The following is a 22,039-nucleotide window of genomic DNA, read 5'->3' as shown; positions in this document are numbered from 1 at the left end:
GGCATCCTCAGCGTGCCGGGTCGCGGTAGCGGACGGGGTCCGGCCGGAAAAGGTCTTCATCGAACTTGAAGCGCAGGCGCAGGAACACGCCCTGCTGGGTGTACTCGTACCCGTTGAGGTCGCGGTCGCCGTCGAAGCCGGTCCAGTTGTAGCCGGCCGACAGCCACAGGTTCTGCCGCAGCAGGCGGCCGACCTCCATGCCGTAGGCGTACTGGTTGGCGCCGGCCTGCCCGCGGAAGGTGGAGGCAAGCACGCCGATGTCCCAGTTCTCGGTGATGTCGTACACCACCCGCCCGGACAGCAACACGGCCCGGAAGCGGCTGTTGACGCGCGCACTGTCGGTGTAGGCGAACTGGTCCTGCTGCCACTTGCCTGCCACGCGGCCGGTCAGCCACCACGGCCGCGACGGGTGCCAGTCAGCATGGGCCGAGACGATGTGCGCGCGGGTGCGCACGTCCTGGCTGGTGCCATCAACGGTGTTGCCGTCGGACAGGGTCAGGCCGCTTTCATCGCGTTCGAGCTTGTATTCGTAGCGCGCCAGCGCGTTGATCCGGTTGCGGTCGGTATCGCGGTAGGCGACGCCGAGCTGGAAGCGGTCCTGCAGCACATCGCCGCGGGCATCGTAGCGTGTGCTGAGCAGGTAGTTGCGGGCCAGCAGGGTCCAGTCACGGCTGAGCTTGCGGGCAAGCATGAACTGCAGCAGCGTGGTGTTGAAGGCCTCGTTGGTGGCCGTGTCGGGCACGTCCTCGGAGATGCGGTGCTCGGCCCGGATCGCGCCGCGCCACAGCGGATTGGCGCTGTAGTCCAGGGCCAGCGCCAGGCCGGTGCTGTCACCGGTGCTGCCGTCGATCACCTTGACGTGCTCGGCCGAACTGGCCAGGCGCAGGCCTTCGCGGATGTCCCAGGTGTTGCGGATGCCCGAGGCAGCCTGTACATCGCGGCCACTGATCGAATCGCGCAGGCGGTACTCGCTGAAGGTCTGGGTATCGCGCAGATAGCTGCTGTCGATACCGAACACCAGTGCGTCGGCCTCGCGGTCGGTGGTGGTGATGCCGTACGCGCTGGTCAGGCCGGTCTGCTTCTCGTAGCGGCCATACACCCGGCTGCGCTCGAACACCTGGTAGTCCAGGCCCGCGGCCAGACGCCGGCGATCTTCGCCACTGACGCTGTGCTCCACTTCCGCGCCCGCGCTGAGGCGGTCATTGAGGCGATAGCCCAGGCCAAACCGCGCACTGTCCGATTCGAGCTCGGTGCCCACCGGCAGGTCGCTGGTGATCGGGCTGCCGGTGCTGCTGCCGTTGATGACCATCAGGCCGGTCAGCGGGTCCAGCGCCTGCTGCCCGTACCCCAGCGCGCCACCGCCGGAACCGGTCGCAAACCCGCCGGTCAGGCCGCCGGCATTGCCGAACGGCACACCGGACGACCACGGCGAGGTCACGCCGATGGTCTCGCGGATGCTGCGCACGCCCAGGTCCACGGTCAGGCGGTCGGTGGCGCCGATGCGCACGCCGGCGCCACCCGCGTCGCGCTTGCCGCCGTCCGGATTGCGGTCCTCGCTGCGCAGGCCTTCCACATACAGTTCCAGCCGCGGGCCGACCCGGTAGGCAACGCGCGCGTTGTACTCGCCACGGCCGCCATACAGCGGGGCCGCCGGGTTGTTGAACGCCGGATCGGTGCGGGCGGCAAACAGGCGCGCGTCCAGCTTGTCGGCACGGTGCGCGAACTCCACACGCCAGGCATCGCCTTCAACCTCGCCGCTGATGTCCTTCAGGCCCTGCGAGGTGATCTGGTTGATCGAATTGGTGTTGACCTCGCTGCGGGTCCGCGCGAACTCGGCCACCAGCAGCGTGTTGGCCCCGAACCGGTAGCTCGCGTTGGCGCTGCCCATCTTGAACTCGGCATACGGGTTGCGGTCCTCGACCGCCGCCGCGCCGACTTCGAGCTGGTCGGTCAGTTTGACCTGCGCATCGGCGCCGACCACCCAGAACTTTTCGGTGCCCTGGTCCAGCTCATAGGTGATGCGCAGCGAGACCGGGTTGAGATCGCTGTCGAAGGCCGGCAGGAACTGATTGAGCAGGATGCGGCCGGAGAACGGCTCGAAGCTGTAGTCGACCAGCCGCGCCAGCGAGCGCACCGAGGTGATGCGCGTGGGCTGGTTGCGGTCGCGCACGATCACTTCCACGCGTTCGCTGCCTTCCAGCACGGCGTTGTTGCGCAGTGCGTAGGGCCCACTGCCCTGGCTGCGGAACTCCTCGATCACCTGGCGCAGCGAATCCTGCATCGCAAACACATTGCTGCGCACGCGCTCGCTTTCGAAGTGCCAGCCCAGGCCGGTGGCGGTCCGGTTGTAGGTACCCAGGCTGCGCTGCGGAATCGCGCCGCTGCCACCGATACCGGTGGCCGTGGCCAGGGTGTCGCCGGTCTGGAAGTCGCCGTACAGCAGGTAGCTGCGCCGGTTGTCGATGCGCACGTACAGGCGCTCGGCCGAGCGCGCATCGAAGCCACGCAGCGACGAATCGCCATAGACCGGATAGAACTCTTCAGGCTGGATATCGCGCAGCAGGCGGCCGCGGGTGTCCTTGTCCGAATCGTAGGCGGCGGTCAGCAGGTACTCGCCCTTGATGCGCCCCTTGACGAAGAACGCGGTACGCGCGGCCGCATTGGCCTTGCCGTTGTTGAACTGGCGCTCCCAGCGGCGGATGTCGCGGTCGAACGCGTCGTGGTGCTCCACCGGGGAGATCAGACCGGCATTGCTGCGCCGGCGGAAGTTGACCACGCCCTCGATCAGGCCGGTTGCCAGCAGCTCACGCATTTCCGGCAGGAAGCCGATGGTGCCCTGTGCGGTCTCGGCGCCGGCGGTGATGCGCAGCACCACGTCCTGCGGGTCGTGCGGCGCGAGCAGGTCGAACTCGGCCACGCCGTCCACTACCTGCAGCTGGATGCCGGGGGTGACCTTGTCGGCGTCGAGCGCGCCCGGTCCGAGTTCGTCGGTGCGCGAGCCCGGCAGGCGGATGCGGCCACCGCTGGTCTCGATCGTGGCGTAGGTGGTGCCGGCCAGCGCGCGGCCGGCGGCATCAAGCAGCTGCACGCGCACGTGCACCGCGCTCTGGCCATCGGCCGGTACGCCATCCCGGTCCAGCTCGACCAGGATGCGGTCGAGCGTACCGGGCACGGCGCTGTCCAGTGCACGCGGCGCGGCATCGGTGCTGGCAGGGCTGCGCGGGTACAGGGTGCTGGCATCGCCGAGAACCGGCGTGAAGCGGCCAGCGCTGCCCACGCTCTGCGCCATCGCAGGTACGGCGGCCAGGGCGCAGGCCAGCAGGCTCAGGCGCGGCAGGCGGTACAACGGGTGGGCGCGGCTCATGGCTGCACCTCCGTCGAAGCGCCGGCAGCGGGCGGGTTGGCTCTGGGATGCACGATCGGTCTCTGGTTGGCCGAGTCGGTCGCCTGTTGCGGCGCCCGCGCGGGTTTGCTGTCAAAGCGCAGCGGCGCCTGCCCGGTTTCGGTCTCCGGCGCACGTACCTCACCCTGGGTGCGGCGGGCCTTGACCTGCTCCAGCACCGGGTTGGCACAGCTGCCCTCGATGAAATCGGCGCGGTGCAGTTCGCCGTTCTTGAGATCCAGGAACAGGCTGTCGGCATCGCCCAGGTTGCGGTTGCTGCTGGTGGTCAGGCGCGCGCCGACCGGCAACGTGCTGGCATCCACCTTCAGCGTGTGGCTCTGCGGCGGCAGACCGCAGTAGCTGTACTTGCCTTCGGAGTCGCTGATCACCCACGTGCCGTCGGAGAAGTACAGCCGCACGCCCGGGATGCCCAGTTCTTCGCGGTCCTGCACATGGTTGTTGTTGCAGTCCATGAACACCTTGCCCAGCACGCAGGCCTGGTCGGTGAACACGCCACCGGTGACCCGCACGCGGTATTCGGCGCGGTTGGACGGGAGCGCACCGGGCAGCGGAGTGATGCTGCCGGTATCGATGCAGCCGCCGCTGAAGGCACAGCCGAACGCCTGGGCACGGTTGATGCCGTCGCCCTGCTGCGCACCCACGCCCACCCGCACGCGGTAGGTCAGGACGATCTGCCCGCCGACCGCGATCGGGCCGACATCGAAGCCCAGCAGCGGGCCCGGCTTGCCGGAGGGATCGGTCACGGCGCGGCCATCGGCACGTGCGGTGCCGTCGATGTAGGTGAAGCCGCGCGGCAGACGATCGATCACGTTGACCGTGCGCAGCGCGCTGCCCGCGGTCTGGCGGATGGTGATCGTGTACTGCACGGTGTCGCCGATCTCGGCGGTCTGGCGGTCGCCGTTCTTGCTGATGGCCAAGCCCGTTGCCACCGCAGTGTCCAGCGGCAGGTGGTTGTTGATGATCGCGGCGGTATCCGAGCCGGCGAACAGGCCCAGGTAGTACTGGGTCGGCAGGCCGACCGCACCGGTCGGCGCGAGACGGTTCGGCTGCACCTCATGGTTGGCACCCGCGCCGCCTGCCGGCGACAGCGAGCCACTCTGCGGCGGGATCAACGTGGACACGAACTGGTAGCTGCCCGGCGGCGTGACGGTGAGCTTGAATTCGCAACGGGCCGGCGCGGCCGGACCGAACGCGAACTGGTAGAAGCCCTCGCTGCCCACCGTCATCGAGATCGCACTGCCCTCGAGGCGATAGCCACCGCTGCCGGCATTGAGCACCGCGGTGCGCGGGTCGTAACCGGTGCACACGCCCACCGGGCTCAGGGTCACGATGGAGCCCGGGACCGGGTCACGGGTGGTGGCGTCGTAGACCACGCCCGACGGGTCCACCGGCAGGCTCTGCTGCGGCAGGTGCTGGCCGGGGCGGAGCACGACTTCCAGCTGGCTGATGCCATTGTCGTTGACCCGGCAGGCACTGACCCCGGCGCGCGCGATGGCGGTCGCCGCGTCGCAGGCTTCCAGGACCCCGGACAGGGACTCGCGGGTGACCGGATTGGGCCACAGGATGTTGGAGGTCGGATCGCGGAAGCGGATGTTCCAGGTCACGCCCGGCACCACATCGGCGAAGCGGTAGCTGCCGTCGGCACCGGTGGTGGTGGTCTTCACCACCTGCCCGGTGATCGGATCAACCAGTTCGACGCCCCACGACGGCAGGCGCTGGTCGCCCCCGTCGAGCAGCTGGTCATCGCTGCCGATGTCGTACCACACGGTCCCGCCGACCGACGCGGCCAGCTGCACGGCATTCGGCACGCGGCAGGCGTTGAACTGGATCGCCTCCACGCACGCGGGCAGCTGGGTCACGTCGCCATCGAACGCCGAGCGCTCGGCGGCGGTCGGCGCGCGGAACTCGTTTTCGCCACCGCCCTCAACCAGCACGGCGTTGTGCACGGTGCCGGCCTCGGCGGCGGCGGCACCGACCAGCGCCTGCACCGCGATGGTGTCCGGCGAGGTGGCACCGGCGGCCAGTACCTGCTGGCTGCGGCAGGTGAAGCGCGTGTCGCCCACCGCGCCGGTGCAGACCCAACCGGTACCGGTCGGGGCAGCGGCGAGGGTCAGGCCGGCAGGCAGGCGGTCGTGCACGACATATTCGCCGCGCGACGGCTGCTGTCCGCCATTGCGCACCTGGAGGGTGTACGCGGCGATGTTGTTGACGGTGAAGCGCGGGCTGGCGGCCGACTTGCTGACCAGCATGTCCGGTGAATCACCAATCTCGCCGAAGTTGTTGTCCAGCGAATCGCCGCCCAGCGGCAGCACGATCTGGCCGATGGTCGACGGTACGGTCTCGCGGCCGCTGGCCACGCCGGTGACCACGCCACCCACGGTGCCGGCACGGGTGATGCCATTGAGGGTCTGCGGCGGCTGGGTCGGCTCGGTCACCGTATAGGTGCCCGGGCGCAGGCCGTCGAAACGGTAGCGACCGTCGGCATCGGTGGTCAGCGTGATCGAGACCGGCTGGCCCAGATCGTCGGTGCCGGTCAGCACCACGGTGACGTTGGCGATGCCGCCCTCACCCGGATCGACCAGCCCGTTGTCGTTGCTGTCGTTGTAGACGCGCCCGGCGATGCTGCCGGTCGGAATCTCGCCAAAGTTGTTCTGGACCGACTGCTGGTTGACCCCCAGCACCAGGCCGGTGATGGTCGACGGCGTCGTGCCCGGCGCGGTCGCCGTGCCACCGGTGCTGCCGGCCACGGTACGGCCATCGCGGGTGCCTGTCGGCTGCTCCGGTTCGGTCACGGTGTAGGTGCCCGGCGGCAGGTCGCCGAAGCTGTAGTTGCCATCGGCATCGGTCACGGTGTCGCGGCTGATCGGATTGCCGACCAGGTCGGTGCCGGTCAGGGTGATGACGACGTTGGCCAGGCCGGTTTCACCCGGATCGACGACGCCATCGTTGTTGCGGTCGATCCAGACCTTGCCGCTGATCCCGCTGTTGAGCGGAATCTCGCCAAACAGGTTGTCCACCGAGGCGCTGCCCGGCGTGGACAGATCGATCGTGCCGATCCGGCTGGGCACCGTGGTCACCGGCGTGGCGGTCCCGCTGCTGACGCCATCGATGGTGCCGGCAGTGGTGATGCCGTTGCTGGTGCCGGTGGGCTGCTGCGGTTCAACCAGCGTATAGATGCCCGGGCGCAGGTCGGCAAAGGCGAAGCGGCCATCCGCATCGGTCTGCACGGTGCGCTGCACGCTGGCGCCGGTATCGTCGGTACCGGTCAGCTCGATGGTCACGCCCTCGATGCCGGTTTCGGCCGCACCCTGCTGCGTGCCGTTGTTGTCGGCGTCGAAGAACACCGTGCCGGACACGGACACGGCCAGCACTTCACCGAAGTTGTTGGCGAGCGACGCCTTGCCGGCCGGCAGCACGATCGCGCTGATGGCACTGGGCACGCTTGCCACGGGGGTGGCGGTACCGGCCGGGGTGCCGTCGATGGTCCCGGCGAGGGTGATGCCGTTGATCGTGGCGGCGCCATTGAACACCGGCTGCGCCACCTGCTGGGTCACCGTATAGGTGCCCGCCAGCAGATCGGCGAAGCGGTAGTGGCCGTCGGCATCGGTGGTGATGGCGGCAAGCGGCTGGCCCAGCGCATCGACCGTGCCGGCCGGCAGCTGTACCTGCACATTGGGCAGGCCCGGTTCGCCGGCATCCTGCACGCCATTGTTGTTGCGGTCCAGGTACACGGTGCCGGACAGACTGCCGGCGCGCTCACCGAAGTCGTTGCCGGTCGAGCCGGCCACCGGCAGGTTGACGATGTTGATCACGTTGCCGGGGGTCTGGCGACCCTCGGCCAGCCCGGTCGGCTGGGTCTCGGTGATGCGGTAGTCCTGCCCGGCCACGGCGCCGGGATAGCTGTAATGCCCATCGGCGTTGGTCAGCAGGGTTTCGCTGGTGTCGTCGCCGGTGCCGAACACACCGTCCGGACCTGCGCCCACAATGACCACCTGCACGCCGGGAATGCCGACGTCGCCGGCGTTGTTCTGGCCGTCATCGTTGCGGTCCAGGTACACCGTGCCACTGATGGGCGCGTTGGCCAGCTCGCCGAACAGGTAACCGGTGGCGTCCTGGCCGGCGTCGATACCGATGCCGGAGATCACGTTGGGCACGGCGGTGCTGCCCGGCGTGGTGGCCGTGCCGGCGGTGTGCTTGCCGTCCAGATACGCGGCCGGCTGGGTTTCGGTCAGCGTGTGGCCGGTGCCGGCCTGGGCCGGCAGCAGATCGTTGAAGCGGTAGGCGCCCGTGGCGTCGGTGGTCGCGGTCAGGCTGACCGGATTGCCGAGCACGTCGGTGCCGGTGAGGGTCACGATCACGTTGGCGATCGGGTTCTCGCCGCTGTCGCGGACGCCGTTGTTGTTGCCGGCGGCCACGTTGGAGAAATCCTCGTAGACAAGGCCGGCCAAGGAACCGAGCTTCTCGCCGAAATCGTTGCCGCTGGAGCCGGTCAACGGCAGCGTGGCGATGTCGATCCGGTTGCCCGGGTTCTCCGTCGCGTTGGCATACCCCTGCGGCTGCGTTTCGGTGATGCGGTAGTGCTGGCCGACGACCAGAGTGTCGAAGGTGTAACGGCCCTGCGCGTCGGTCTGCACGCTGACCGGCGGCAGATCGTCGGCGGTGCCGTAGACGCCGTCCGGGCCGGCGCCGGTCAGGGTGATGGTCACGTCCTGCAGGCCGCCGTTGGGCTGCGAGCCGCGGTCGCCGGCATCGCCGGCGTCGAAGTCGCCATTGCCATTACGGTCCAGATAGACATGGCCGGAGATGGCGGTGACCGCGTCTTCGCCGAAGTTGAACACGGTGCCATCGTCGCCGTTGGACAGATCGATGCCGGCGATGCGATCGGTGCTGGCGGCATCGCCGCCGGCACCGGTCGCCACGCTGCAGCTGGCGCATGCCACGCCGCCGATCAGGCCAGGATTGATCGCACTCGGACGGTTGCGGTAGCTGCCGTCCGGCAGCACTTCGCGCAGCGTGTAGATCTGCGGGTCCAGCCCCAGGAAGCTGTAGCTGCCATCGTTGCCGGTGGTACGGGTGGCCACGACAGTGCCGGTGGCATCGAGCAGTTCGAGGGTGGCATTGGCGATCGGGGCGTCGCCGGCGTCGCGCACGTTGCTGTAGTTGCCGTCCACATAGACGAAGCCGGACAGCGAGGGACGCCGCACTTCCGGGAAGTCGTAGCGCACCGCATCCACCCCCGCGCCCAGCGCGATGGTGGTGTAGACCGAGTCGGCGCTGCCGGGCGGCGTCACCGCCGCGAACACACCCCCGACCGACGGCGCCAGCGGACCGCTGGACGGCGGGGCGACCGGGCCGTTGGCGTAGGTCGGCGGCTGGGTCTGGGTCAGGGTATACCCTTGGGCGCCTGCCGGGGCCAGGTTCTCGAAGCGATAGGCGCCCTGCGCATCGGTGGTGGCATCGAGTGCAACGGCATTGCCGTAGGCATCCTCACCGCTGAGGTGGACGCGCACGCCGGAGATCAGCGGCTCGCCGCTTTGCAGGGTGCCCCCATTGGCACCGGCGCGGTCGCGGTCCTGGAACACCACGCCGGCCAGCGAGGAACGGAGCACGGTGTGGGTGGTGGTGTCGTCGTTGTTGCCCGGGTCCGGATCGAGCTGGTCGCTGGTGGCCTTGGCACTGTTGATGCCGGTGCCGTTGGCCGGAAGCGTGGTCCAGCGCGCGGGAATCAGCACGCGCACCTGCCCGTCCAGCGCCAGATCGCCCATCCGGCAGGTGACGGTGCGGCCCACCAGCAGGCAGTTGCCCAGGCCGGTGGTCTGCACGCCCGGGTCCGCGGTGGCACCGCGCTTCTGCCAGGTGATGGCCGCCGCGCCGCCGAGCACCTCAAGCCCATCCGGCAGGGTATCGGTGACAACCACGCCGTCGCCGTTGAGGGGGTTGGTCCCGGTGCGGTCGCGCGACAGACTGTGGCCGGGGCCGTAATTGACCACGTCCAGCACGAACCAGAACGGCTGGTGCAGGCTGACCGTGCCCGCCGCCGCCGGCAGGGCCTGGCTGGGATCGGCACTCGGGGCGAGCACTACGCTGGACTTGCGGATGGACAGGTCCGAGCGCGTGCGGATGCTGGTTTCCTGGGTGGCGGTGTTGTTGCTGGTATCGCTCTCGGCTTCGGCCGAGCGCGCGGTGACCGAATTCTTCAGCGTTTCGCCGGTGGCCGGCGGGGCGGTCATGTACTGATAGATCAGGTACAGGTAGCTGGTCTGGTTGTTGGTGATGACGCCTTCGTCGGTGGTGGTGACACCGGCGCTGGGCAGGGTGCAGGAAATGGTCTGCGGCCCGGTGCTGGGATTGGTGCTGCCAGCGGCCACCGAGCAGCGGGTGCCGACCGGTTCCAATGCACCCTGCGGGCCGGCGGCGGTGCCGGTGCGGCTGCCGACCAGGCTCACGCTGGCGCCCGGCGGCGGGGTGATGGTGTCGTCGATCATGGCGCGCGTGGCCAATGACGGGCCCGCGTTGCGCACGCTGATCTGGTAGTAGATGTAGTTGTTGACCTCCATCCCGGCGCGCGAGTCGAAGCCCAGCGGGTCCACCGCGCCGATGAAGTTCTGGTCGATCTTGTTGACGATCAGATCGACGCGACCGGCATCGAACGGCAAGGTCGCGTCCTTGCTGTCGTCGTCGGTGCGGTTGTTGTAATCGTAGGTCCGGCCGTTGGCGTCGGTGCCGCTGGACGGGTCCGGCGTACCGTCACCATCGAGGTCGAAGTGGAAACTGCCGGTATTGGTGAACTGGCGGCCGGTGTTGCCACTGTTGACGTTCGGGCGGATCTCCACCGTCATCGTTTCGGTGGAGTTGTTGGCCATGTCCTTCGGCGTGCAGGTCAGGCGCAGCGTGGCCGGCGCACTGCCGGTGTTGAACCAGGAGGTGCCACCGGGCGCCGGTGCGGAGCTGATCGACGGGTCATGTGTGGTCACCGTGCAGGCCTTGCTCGCCGCGTCCGAACCGGTACGCAGCGCGGAGAGCAGTACGAAACCGGCATCGTTGGCAGGCAGCGTGAACAGATCGCTGAAGACCACGCCACGCGCCGTCGACGGACCCCGGTTCTGGTAGGTGATGCGGTACGAGGTGTTGACGCCGGCACGCCCCGGCGTGCCCGAGGTGATGTCCTTGCGGGTGGTGGCGACATTGGCCACCGCATCGATCTGGACCCAGTCCGAGGCGGTGTTGTTGCTCTGGTCGATCTCGCCCAGCGCGCCGGGAATGGCCGGATTGATGCGCACACCGGCCGTGTTGCAGAAGCGGCCCGGCAGCAGCGGCTGCCCGCCGCAGACGCCGGCCGGCTGGCCCTGGCTGTCGAACAGCCCGCGATTGACGGTGAAACGCACGGTCGCGGTCTCGTTGCGGCCCAGTACGCTGGTTCCGGCATCGCACACCCACGCGCTGCCGCTCAGGCGGCAGTTCCAGCCCGCCGGGCTGGCGTTGCCGGTCACCGTGGTCACGCCGGTGACGAAGCCCGGAATCGGGTCGTTCACCACCACGCCGGGGGTGGCTTCGCCGTCATTGTGGATCAGCAGCGTGTAGGTCACCGAATCATCGCTGTTGCGGATGATGTTGTCGGCGTCGCCCGGCCCGTTGGTCTGCTTGGTGATCGACAGATCGGCACGGTCGTCGGTGGCGCGGCTCTCGCCGCCGGCACAGTCGTTGGTGTCGTTCGGATCGCGGTTGATGCCGCCGGCGGTCACCGGCTCGAGCGAGCCGCCGCTGCCGCCGGTGCAGGCGTCATTGCGCAGCGCACCGGCGGTGCGCGCCAGCGTCTGCAGCGCCAGAGCGGGCGCGCTGGCATTGACGGCCACCGGATAGCCGGTGACGAGGGTGCAGGCCACCGTCTGCGCCTGGCCGGCGGCCCACGCACGATTGACGCTGCAGCTCCAGCGCCCGATCACCACCGAGGTACCGGGGAGGATCGGCTGCCCGCTGGCATCGACCCACTGCTCGCCGGCCGCGAGCGTATCCACCACCTGCAGGTCGCCGGTGACCGCCCGTGGCCCCAGGTTCTGCACGCCAAGCGTGGACGTCATCATGCTGTCGCTGCGCACACCGGTGCCGTTCCACACCGGGACCAGCAAGGGCGAGCGGGACTTGCTCATGCGCAGGTCGGCGCCATCGGGAATGATGGTCAGGCCGACGGTGCCGCTGTTGTTGGCCGGCACGGGGTCCGGCGTGGTTGCGCTGATGTTCGCGGTGTTGCTGACCACCCCACTGCTGTTGGTGCCGGTCGAAGGCACCTGTGCGGTGATGGTGATGATCGCCTGCGCACCCGGCGCGAAGCTGCCGGCCAGGCTGCAGGTACGGACGCTCGCCCCGGCATTGCTGGTGCAGGTCCAGCCGGCCGGTGCCACGCCACCGGTGATCACGAAACCTTCCGGCATCGCGTCGGTCACGACCACGCCGGTGGCGGCGCTGGGGCCGTCATTGCGCGCGGTCAGGGTGTACGTCACCACCGAACCGGCCGCCGCCGGCGCCGGCGATACCGACTTGGACATCGCCAGATCCGCACCGGCGGTGACCGCCGTGGTGACGCGCGCGGCATTGTTGTCCGGCACCGCATCGGGCACGGACCCGGCGTTGACCACCGCGGCGTTGACGATGTTGCCGGTGCCGACATTGACCTTGCCGCGGAACTGGTAGCTGGCGCTCGCACCCACGGCCAGGGTGCCGTTGTAGGTGCCGTTCTGCGCGCTGAAGCTCCAGTCCGCGCCGTTGGGAGTGCCGACCAGCGTCACGTTCGGCGGCAGCGTGTCCACCACCCGGAAACCGGTGGTGACGCTGGGGCCGTTGTTCCTGACGGTGAGGGTATAGGTCACCTCGCCGCCGCCGATCACCGGATCGGGGCTGGCGGTCTTGCTCAGTTCCAGGTCGGCCGCGGCCTGGATGGTCGTGGTCTGGTTGGAACGGTTGTTGCCGACGTTGGTGTCACCGGCGAAGAACGGATCGTTGGCCTGCAGCGCCACGATCGGCGTGGTGGCCGGCGGCAACGCGGCGGCGAAGCCGATGGCCGCATGCAGGGTGATCGTCGCCGGCTGGGTCTGCACGGTGGTGACCGGCAGCTTGAACTGGTACGGCGCACCGGAGGCGCTCAGGGTCGGGTTGGTACACACCACGCGGGTGGTGCCGGCGCTGCCGGGCGATGCGCTGCAGCCGGCCGGCGCGGGGCTGCCCAGCGCCGTGCCGACCGGAAGGTCGATCAGCGTCACGCTGCCGGCAGCGGTGTCGTTGGCGCCGTTCTCGACTTTGACGTTGTAGATCACGGTGGTGCCAGCCGGTACCGGGTCGTAGCCGGTATCGGAGAAATCGGTGACCTGCAGATCGATCGCCCACGCAGACAATGGCAGGGCCAGCATCAGGGTCGCCAGGACGGCGCGCCAGCGGCCCATGCGGGCTGATGTGGCTGCGCGCTCGAACGGCGTCACCGCCGCGCAGATGGCTGCGCGATCGCTATGGCTGGACATGCGTTGTTCCCCTGTTCCGGTCTCTGCTGCTTTCAGAGGGAACCCGGCCGGAAGCGGCGATGACCGCAGGCTGGCACGATGCTCCCGTGACGTACGGCGACCTAGGCGCGCGCGACTGTCGTCATGGGCACGCTCAAGCGGGGCGCATTGTGCTGTTGCACCATCGGCAAGTCAGTGCCGTCCGCTCACGCTGGCTCACACTGCCTCACACGCGGGGGTGTCCGATCTCAGGCGGTCAGCAGATAGCCTTGTCCACGCAGGGCGCGGATGGGCAGTTCCAGCCCGGTGGCGCTGCGCACGCGGGCACGCAGCCGGTGTACGAGCACATCGAGCCGGTGCGGATCGAAATCCCAGGGCGTGTCGGTGATGCGCTCGATCAGGCGATCACGGGTAACCGGCTCACCGGACGCCTCGAACAGCAACTGCAGCACGCCCCGCTCCATCGCGGTCAACGCGAGGGTCTGCCGGGCCGGCGACTGCAGCGTCCAGCCATCGGACGACAGTTGCCAGGCCTGCTGCGCGTCCATGATCGGCGGCATGACAGGGCGGGGCGCGGACAGGCGGCGGCGCAGACTGAGCAGCCCGGCAGCCAGTACATCCAGATCCAGCGGCTTGACCAGGTAGACGTCGGCTCCCTGGGTCAGTCCATGCGCCATGTCGTGCGCACTGCCGCGACCGGTCAGCATGACAATGCCGATATCGCCGGCCTGGCGCAGATGGCTGGCCACCGCATAGCCGTCTTCGCCGGGCAGGCCGACATCGAGCACGACGATGTCGCAGCGATCGTGCAGCAGCGCGCGGTAGAGCGCCTCGGCACTGCCGAGTCCACGGGCCTGTGCACCGCGCCACTGCAGGTCGTCGAGCATCAGGTCGAGCAGTTCCGGGTCGTCCTCGACCACCCAGACAGTCAACCCGTCCAGTTCCTTCTGCGCCGCCGGCAGCGGTGCGCCGCCGCGGTTGTCCTGGTCTGCCGTCACGTGGCCGCTTGCCTTGCCTTCACCGGCCTGCAGTCTAGCTGCCGTCTGGAAACGCGCCAAATGCGACAAAAGTAGCGGCCGACATGTCGCCGGTCACGACGCGGGATCGTGACCGGCGAGGTGCCTCATTCCGCCGGCACGTCCATTTCCTTCAGCAGCTCGGGTGCCGGATAGACCTTGGCCAGCAGCCAGCGCAGGTAGCGCATGTCCACGTGCACAGCGCGCTTGTAGCGCGGATCGAACCACCAGCTGGCGCTGACCGACTCCCAATTGCTGTCGAAGTTCAGGCCGATCAGTTCGCCCCGGGCGTTGAGCACCGGCGAGCCCGAATTGCCGCCCGTGGTATCCAGATTGGTCAGGAAGTTGACCGTCTGGGTTTTCAGCACCGGATCGGCCGTGCTGCCGAAATCGCCCTTGGCGATCGCGGCCAGCAGCGGCTTGGGCGCATCGAACGGGTAGGCGTTGGTGTTCTTCTCCACGATGCCGGCAACGGTGGTCACCGGATCGAAATGCACCGCATCACGCGGCGACAGCGCCTCGACCTTGCCGTAGCTGATGCGCAGGGTGCGGTTGGCGTCCGGATACACCGCGCGGCCCTGCTTGGCACGCCACGCGAACAACGCCTGCATGTAGGCCGGGCGCAGGCGCAGCTGCTCGCCCGCACGGGTCTTGCTCTGGTCGTCCAGGCGCAGCTGGGCCGCCACCAGCGGGCCGGCCAGGTCGATCAGCGGGTCACGTGCCAGCGCTTTGCCGTCCTTGGCTGCTGCCAGGCGCGACAGTCGCTCGGCTTCGTCACCGAGCCGGGTGCCGGCATACAGGCCGTCCAGCGCCTTGGCCAGCGCCGCCGGGGTGCGTCCGAAGGCGGCGTCGAATTCCGGTACGCGCTGCGCATCCGGCAACTGCTGGTAGCGGCTCAGCAGCGCGGTCAGCAGCGCCTTCTCGACGGCCGGATCGTAGCGCCGCTGAACCTGCTTGAGCACGCCTTCGATCATCGCCAGGTCGCGCTGCTGGTAGCCGCTCTCGCGCTCGGCATCGGGCTTGGCCGATTCAACCCGCAGGCGTTCGAGCATCAGTGCCGAACGCAGCAGCTGGCTCTGGCTGGCCACCAGGTCCAGCAGCAGATCGCGCTCGCCGAACGAGGCGCCCTGCGACAGCGAGCCCAGCAGCGCATCGATGTCGCCGCGGTAGGTTGCATCGGTGGCGGCCAGCATCGCCGTCTCGTCGGCGGCACGCTGCGCCTTGGCATCGCTGCGCAGCAGGCCTTCCAGCTCACCGGCGGCGCGCTTGCGGTTGTTCTTCAACGACTGCAGCTGCGAGGCATAGCGGGTACGCGCCTGCGCATTCTGCGCGCTGGCCGCCTCGATGGTGTCGATCATCTGCTGGTACACCGCCACGCGGCGCGACAGCACCGCGTCGATCTGGCTGGCGAACTCGGCCGCCGTGCGGTGGCGGTAGGTAATGCCCGGATAGCCGGCCAGCATTGCGTAGTCACCGGTCTTCGGGCCGTCGATCGCCATTTTCAGGTGCGCCGGCGGCTGGTACGGCACGTTGTCCACGCTGTACGGCGCCGGCTTGCCGTCCTTGCCCACGTACGCGCGCAGCAGGGTGAAGTCGCCGGTGTGGCGCGGCCACATGAAGTTGTCGATCTCATCGCCGTAGTTGCCGATCGCGCGCGGCGGCGCGTAGACCAGGCGCACGTCGCTCAGTTCGAGCTGGCGGATGCGGTAGAAGTCGGTGCCGTAGTACATGTCGGCCACGCTGCAGCGCACGTTGCCGGCCTGCTCGCACTCGGCCACCAGGCGCTTGGTGGCGCGGTCCACGGCATCGAAGTAGGCCCGGCCGGTCTTGCCGCGCGCCTCGCGCAGCACCTCGTCGGTGACCTTGTCGAAGCCGGTGGTGACCAGCACGCGGAAGTCCGGGTTGGCCGGACGCTCGTCGCTGCGCCCCTTGGCGATGAAGCCGTCGTTGATCAGGTTGTGCTCGGGGGAGCTGTTGTACTGGATCACGCCCATCGCGACATGGTGATTGGTGAGCAGCAGACCGTCGCCGGACACGAACGAACCGGTACCCCCGCCGGCACGCACCACCGCACTCAACGGCGGCGCGGTGACGTTGGCCAGGTCGGCCGGATTGCCCTTGAAGCCGGCCGCCTTCAGCGGTTTGGCCAGATCCGGCAGCTGGGTCGGCATCCACATGCCTTCATCGGCATGGGCGCCGGCGGCGAGGGTCAGGCCGAGGGCCAGGGCGGCGGTAAGAGGCTTGCGTGGCGACATGGACACATCCGGTACGTCAGAACAGCCCGGGACCATAGCCGCTGCGCCGGGCGGGGGCAACGGCCGATGGTTGGGTCGCGCCGCGCAGCGCGCGGCACGCCCCCTATTTTTCCCGGCGCCAGTTCAGCGAGCCGCGGTTTTCCACGGTGCTCGATTCCAGTTCCAGATCGAAGCCGCGACGCAGCAGGTACTTCAGCGTCAGCACCGAACCGCTGCCCACCAGCGACACGCCGTAGCCGATGTACAGCTTGGGCGAGATGTACTTGCCCACGCCGATCACTGAACCGCCCAGCGCGCGCGACTGGCTCACCCCGGCATCGTCCAGGCCGAGCTTGGCGCCCAGCTGCGCGGCCAGCAGGCCGCTGCCGGCCGACAACGCCGCCGAGGCCGCGTTGACCTGCTGGGCCTGGTCGCTGCTGGCACCGGTGAGGCTGCGGCCCAGCACCAGGTAGGCCAGCGCTTCGGACTGCGACATCGCCGGTTCCGACCACACATCCACGCGCGGCGACTGCGCGCGGCCGGTGACGTCGATGCCGGCGGTGACATCGCCCACCCGGCGCTCGGCGCGGATGTTGATGCGCGGGTCGGAGACCGCGTTGTAGTTCCAGTTCAGATTGCCGCGGGTGATGGTCAGGTCCTGGCCGTAGGCCTTGTACCGGCCACTCACTTCCAGCCCACCGTTGGCCGTCATCTCGCGGCCGGGACGCGACCACACCTGCATCTTGCCGCCGAGCGCGCCCTTCAGCCCGAACCCGCTCATCTTGACCTTGTCGCCCAGGCTGACGGTCAGGTCCATATCCAGCGGCGAGGTCGGCGTTTCCTCCGGATCGACCGGATCCAGCACCACCACGTCCTCCGACACCGAGGTGCCGCGATCCAGGCGTTCCAGATCCAGGTCGGCCTCGGGCACATGCACGCTGCCGCGCAGCTGCATGGCGGTACCGGCCAGGGTGAAGTCGAGGTCCGGGTTGGCCACCACGCGCAGTTCGGGGGTATTGGCCAGCAGCACGTTCTCGCCGTGAATGTGCAGCTGCAGTGGCTGGGCATCGCCGAACCACGACAACCCACCGTCCACGTACAGGGTGCCCTTGCCCGAATTGGCCTGCGCGGTGATCTTGGCCGAGCCGTCCGGCTGGGCGGTGAAGCTGCCCTTGCCCTCGGCGAACGTCAGGCCGAGCGCCGGGAACTCGCCATTGAAGTTGCTCAGCGTAGCCTCGCCCCCCAGCGACGGCGTGCCGCGCGTCCCGCGCAGGCTGACGTGGCCCTCGATCAGCCCGGTGGGGCGCACGATGTCCGGCGAGAACAGCTCCAGCCAGTACAGACGCGACATGTTGAGGTACAGCTCGCCGTTGAGCGGCGCACCGGCATCCCAGCCGGTCTGCACCTTGGCATCCACGAAGCCGTTGCCCTGGAAGCCCACACCCAGCTTGGCGTTGATCTGCGCGGGCGTCATGTCCACGTTGACCGAAAACTGGTCGTAACGCACCAGTTCGCCACGGGCGTTGTCGCCCAGACGGATGCCGCCTTCCAGCGACGCGACCTTGACCGCACCTTCCCAGGCGTTGCCACGTGGCCGGATGCTGGCATCCAGGGTCAGTTCGCCGCGCAGGTAGATGCGGCGCCCCGACTGCGGCGGCAGCCACGGCTGCACCAGGGCCAGCGGCAGCGCATCGCCGCGCACCTGCAGGCCGTCGCGTGGCCAGTTGGCGCTGGCGCACAAGGCGCCGCCGGTGGCCGCGCCCAGGCAGGTGTCGCTGAGGGTGAACGCACTGCCCTGCACGCTGAAGGTGGACGGACCGCGCAGAGTCCAGGCATCGCCCTTGACCGGCGCGATGCGCAGCGAGGACAGATCGCCGCGCCAGGTCTGGCCCTGCTGGCGTACCCCGCCCTGCAGCGCCACCGCGCCCAGTTCATTGCGGGTCTGCGCGTCCACACGCAGGTTGGAGAGACTGCCGCGCGCATCCACGTTCAGCGTGTCCAGCAGCATGCCCACCTGCACCTTGCTGCCCTGCACCGCCAACGTGCCGCTGTCGCCCTGCCACGGCAGGCGTCCCTTGATGCTGATCGCCTCGGCGCTCCAGTCGTCCCAGCGCAGCCCGCTGCCGACCAGGTCGGCGCTGATGTCCGGCGCGGTGCGCGGCCCCTTCACCAGCACATGGCCACGCAGGCTGCCGCTGCTGCCCGGCAGCAGGTCGTCAAGCTGTACCGGTTCCAGCCGCGCGTCGATATCCAGACGATCGCCGACCGAGCCCGTGGCGGTGAGGCGGCTGTTGCCCAGCGCCAGCGCCACGTTGCCTTCGCCCTGTGTACCGCGCAGCGCGAACTGCCCTTTGGCATCCAGCGCGCGCTTGCGCAGCGTGCCCTTGATGCCCGGCACGTCCACGGTGGCTTCGTAGCTGCCGGGGGTACCGGCGGGGCTGTTGGCCGGCGGCGGCACCTGGCGCCCCTTGGACGCCAGCGCACCGGACAGGCGACCGTCCCAACCGGGCACGAAGTACCCAGGGTCAAAATCGGCGAGCTTCACAGCAGCATCCCAGTCCAGCTGCGGTGCCCAGGCCACGCGGCCGGTGACATCCAGCGCGCCGCCCGGGGTGCTGGCCTGCAGCTGTTTGATCAGCGCGGCCTGGTCGTTGCCGCGTATGTCGAACTGCAGGTCGGCGTTCTGCTTCTCGCGTTCCACCGAGGCCTTGCCTACCGCCGCCCATGCCTTCAGCGTGCCGGCCAGGCCCATCCGCGCCTCGGTCAGCGTCACCGGTACCGGGGCTGCCGCATCCGGTGCGGACGGGTCCGCGGCCGGTACGAAGGTCAGGTCATTGGCGACGATCGAGAAGCGCAGGCTGGCGTTCTCCCTGTCGGTGAAATCGGCGGTGCCTTCCAGCCGTGCCTGGCCGCCGAAGCCCTTGAGCTGCAGCGGTGCCACGGTCAGCACCTGATCGGCCAGGCCGACCTTGGACGGGGCCAGTTCCAGCGCGATGTCGCCCTGCTTGAAGGTGCCGCGCAGATTGGCCTGGCCGCCCTTGCCGTCGGCCTGCACGTCCAGCGCCATCGGCGTGCTGGCGCTGGCGTCCATGCCCGGCACCAGCAGCGCCAGGTCCAGCTCGCGGCTGCGTGCGCTGGCCTTCCACACCGGGTCGGTGCGGCCATCGAACACCAGGCTGGCCTGCAGCGGTGCCGGCGCGTTGCCGGCGATGGCCACTTCCATATGCCCCAGGTCGCCCCGCGCCACCAGCCCCAGACGCGCCGGCGTACGCCCGCGCGGCGCCGGCATCAGCGCGCCGATGGTGATGTCGGTGTCGTAGTCGCTGCGCGGCAGGTAATGGCCATCGACACGGAAATCGCCCATGTCGCTGTCCACCTTCAGTTGGGTGGCGCGGAACTCACCGTTGGCGATTTCGATTCCGCCGCGCACCTTGGCGATATCGATCAGCGGCTGCTGCGCCTGGGTGATGCGGAACCCGTCGATGATGATCGTGTCGGCCTGCATCGCCAGCGGCATCTCGATCTGCGGCAGCGAGCCCGGCCACGACGGCAGCTCGAACGGCTCGTCGCTCTTGGCCAGGTTCAGCGTGGCGTTCTTGATCTGCAGCGCGTCCAGCTGGAGTTTGCGCCCCAGCAGCGGCCGGATGTCCGGGTCCAGGTAGGCGCGCTCGGCGGTGAAATGGATGTCGTCGTAGCGGAACACCAGATCGTGCAGCACCAGCGGTCCGGCGACCGGGCCTTCGACCCTGCTCCAGGTCAGCGAGGCCCCCACCGGCAGCCGCGCCTTCACCTGGGCCAGCAGCACGTCGCGGCCGGCCACGGTCTGCAGCAGCCAATACAGCAGCAGCAGGGCCAGCAGCACCAGACCCAGTACCGTGAACCCGGACCAGGCCCAGAACCGGCGCTTGCGGTAGAAACGCACCCGCGGCGGTGGCGTGGTGGGCGCAGAAGGCGTCGGCGTACTCACAGGTCCGCTCCGATGTTCAGATACAGCTGGAACTGCGAATCGGGGTTGTTCAGGCCGTGCGCGATGTCCACGCGCACCGGCCCCACCGGTGATTTCCAGCGCACGCCGAAGCCCACGCCGGTATGCAGATCGATGGTGTTGTCGAACGCGCTGCCGGTGTCGACGAACACGGCCGCCCCCCACGGCCCACCTTTGAAGTAATGCTCGTACTCGGCCGAGCCGATCACCAGGTTCTTCGCGCCCAGCGCGTACTTGTCCGGGGCCGGCGTGCGCGGGCCCACTTCACGGAAGGCGTAGCCGCGGATGCTGCGGTCGCCACCGGCGAAGAAGCGCAGGCTCGGCGGCATGGCCACCAGGTCACTGGTCCAGGTGGTGCCACCTTCGCCGCGCAGGATCAGGCGGTCGCTGTCACCGAGCGGCACGTACCAGCGCAGCCGGACATTGGCCTGCACGAAACTGGTGTCCGAGCCGGCGCCCTCGATGCCGCCGCGCAGGGTCGCGCTGCCGCTGATGCCCCGGCGCGGGAACAGTTCATCGTCCACATTGACGTAGTCGGCCACCAGCTGCGGATACACCAGGGTGGAGGTGTTGTAGACCGCATCGGTGAACTCGGTACCCGACGCGTACCGCCAGCGCTCGCGCAGCGCGTTGACCGAGGCGATCGCAGTCCAGTGTTCGTTGATTTCACCGCTGCGTCCGGCGCTCAGCTTGAAGTTGCGCAGGTCGATGTAATCGGTCTGCTCGTCGTAGGCGCTGGCGGTGAAGGCATACCAGCCGTCAAGCCAGTTGAACGCGGGAATGCGGTAGCTGGTCAGCAGGCTCTTGCGCTTCTGCGCATAGTCCAGCTGGGTGTTCATCTTGTGGCCGCGGTTGTTGAGGAAACGCCGCTCGACGCCACCGCGCACACCGGCACCGCTCTCACTGCCGTAGCTCAGGCCGGCGGTGTAGATGGTGCGCTTGGCCCGGGTCAGGTTGACGTCCACCGGCACATCCCCGTTCCCGTCGGCCTGGTCCGGGCGCGGCTGGATGTCGATCACGCTGAAGTAGTCCAGCTTGGTCAGCGACTCGCGCAGCCGGTCCAGTTTGCCTTCATGGAAGTAGCTGCCCTTGTCCCAGTACACCAGCGGATCGAACAGCTTGTCGACGAAGTAGTCCTGGTGGAAGCGGATGTCGCCCATGTTGTAGCGGCGGCCGCTGTCCCAGGTCAGATCGATGTCGGCCGCGTTCTCGGCGCGGGTGATCTGCACCTGGCGCTGGGTGTAGTCCGCATCGAAGTAGCCGCGCTCGGCCAGGCGGCGGGTCACGACGATCTTGCTGGCCTCGTAGGTGGTGTGCTCGAAACGCTGGCCCTTGCGTGGCTTGAACTTCTCCAGGTCTTCCTGCAGGTACTGGTCGTACTGCGCCGGTCCGGTGATGTCGATGTGCTCGCGCCGCACCAGGGTCGGCGGACCCTTGTCCACGTGGATCACCACCCGCAGGGTTTCGCCCTCGCGCGGGCTGTCGACCTTGATCACCGGGTTGTAGTAGCCGAACGGCTCCAGCGCTTCGCGGGTCTGGCGCTCGGCCTGGGACAGCAGGTACTCCAGGCGCGACTCGCCCTGGACCTTGCCGATGGTGTCGTACAGGGACAGCGAGACCTCGATGTTCTCGATCATCTCGGCGTCGTCGCCCTTGTCCAGTCCCTTGATGTCCACTTTCTGGATGGTCCCGCGCGCGTGTGCCACCGAGGCGGTGGCCAGCGTCAGGAACATCAGTGGCAGAGCGATTTTCGTTGGCTGCATGCGGACAGCATAACGGGCCATCGCGGGCATGCGAAATCGGCGGGGGTGTTTCAGAACGACGGTGAAGGCCCCGTTAAAGTCACGCAGAAAGTCGCCTTTGTCATGCACCGCAGGATCGATACCTGCACGTCCTCGGACAGAAGCGTCCGC

Annotated in this window: 6 protein-coding genes; all 6 read right to left on the bottom strand. The window is 68.7% G+C overall.

What is annotated here, in order from left to right:
• Positions 1 to 7 precede the first annotated feature (7 nt).
• Positions 8 to 3,364 (bottom strand): Ig-like domain-containing protein, encoded by a 3,357-nt coding sequence (locus tag ACPEH8_RS16820; RefSeq protein WP_153165130.1) that lies wholly within the window; start codon positions 3,362 to 3,364, stop codon positions 8 to 10.
• On the bottom strand, positions 3,361 to 12,912 hold the full coding sequence (locus ACPEH8_RS16815; protein WP_423667560.1) for an SdrD B-like domain-containing protein: 9,552 nt from the start codon (positions 12,910 to 12,912) through the stop codon (positions 3,361 to 3,363). The genes ACPEH8_RS16820 and ACPEH8_RS16815 overlap by 4 nt, the downstream gene beginning before the upstream one ends.
• Before the next feature lie 227 nt (positions 12,913 to 13,139).
• Entirely contained in the window at positions 13,140 to 13,889 is a 750-nt protein-coding gene (locus ACPEH8_RS16810) for a response regulator transcription factor (RefSeq protein WP_136006477.1), read from the bottom strand.
• A 125-nt stretch (positions 13,890 to 14,014) separates the two neighbouring features.
• Positions 14,015 to 16,162 (bottom strand): S46 family peptidase, encoded by a 2,148-nt coding sequence (locus tag ACPEH8_RS16805; RefSeq protein WP_423667557.1) that lies wholly within the window; start codon positions 16,160 to 16,162, stop codon positions 14,015 to 14,017.
• Positions 16,163 to 16,265: 103 nt separating this feature from the next.
• A complete protein-coding gene (locus tag ACPEH8_RS16800) occupies positions 16,266 to 20,108 on the bottom strand; it encodes a translocation/assembly module TamB domain-containing protein (RefSeq protein WP_423667554.1) in 3,843 nt (1,280 codons plus the stop codon).
• Positions 20,105 to 21,889: an autotransporter assembly complex protein TamA gene (locus ACPEH8_RS16795; RefSeq protein WP_229296526.1), complete on the bottom strand. Its 1,785-nt coding sequence runs from the start codon at positions 21,887 to 21,889 to the stop codon at positions 20,105 to 20,107. Before ACPEH8_RS16795 ends, ACPEH8_RS16800 begins: the two co-directional genes overlap by 4 nt.
• Positions 21,890 to 22,039: the final 150 nt, after the last annotated feature.

It is taken from the genome of Stenotrophomonas sp. NPDC077461 (assembly GCF_049545475.1).
Lineage (GTDB): Bacteria > Pseudomonadota > Gammaproteobacteria > Xanthomonadales > Xanthomonadaceae > Stenotrophomonas > Stenotrophomonas nematodicola.
The sequence above is the reverse complement of the archived record's forward strand: the minus strand, read 5'-3'. Positions and strand labels throughout refer to the sequence as shown.

Bases quoted from the DNA above. Each gene is read 5' to 3' on its own strand.
- ACPEH8_RS16820 (WP_153165130.1), bottom strand. From the start codon at position 3,364: ATGAGCCGCGCCCACCCGTTGTACCGCCTGCCGCGCCTGAGCCTGCTG.
- ACPEH8_RS16815 (WP_423667560.1), bottom strand. From the start codon at position 12,912: ATGTCCAGCCATAGCGATCGCGCAGCCATCTGCGCGGCGGTGACGCCG.
- ACPEH8_RS16805 (WP_423667557.1), bottom strand. From the start codon at position 16,162: ATGTCGCCACGCAAGCCTCTTACCGCCGCCCTGGCCCTCGGCCTGACC.
- ACPEH8_RS16795 (WP_229296526.1), bottom strand. From the start codon at position 21,889: ATGCAGCCAACGAAAATCGCTCTGCCACTGATGTTCCTGACGCTGGCC.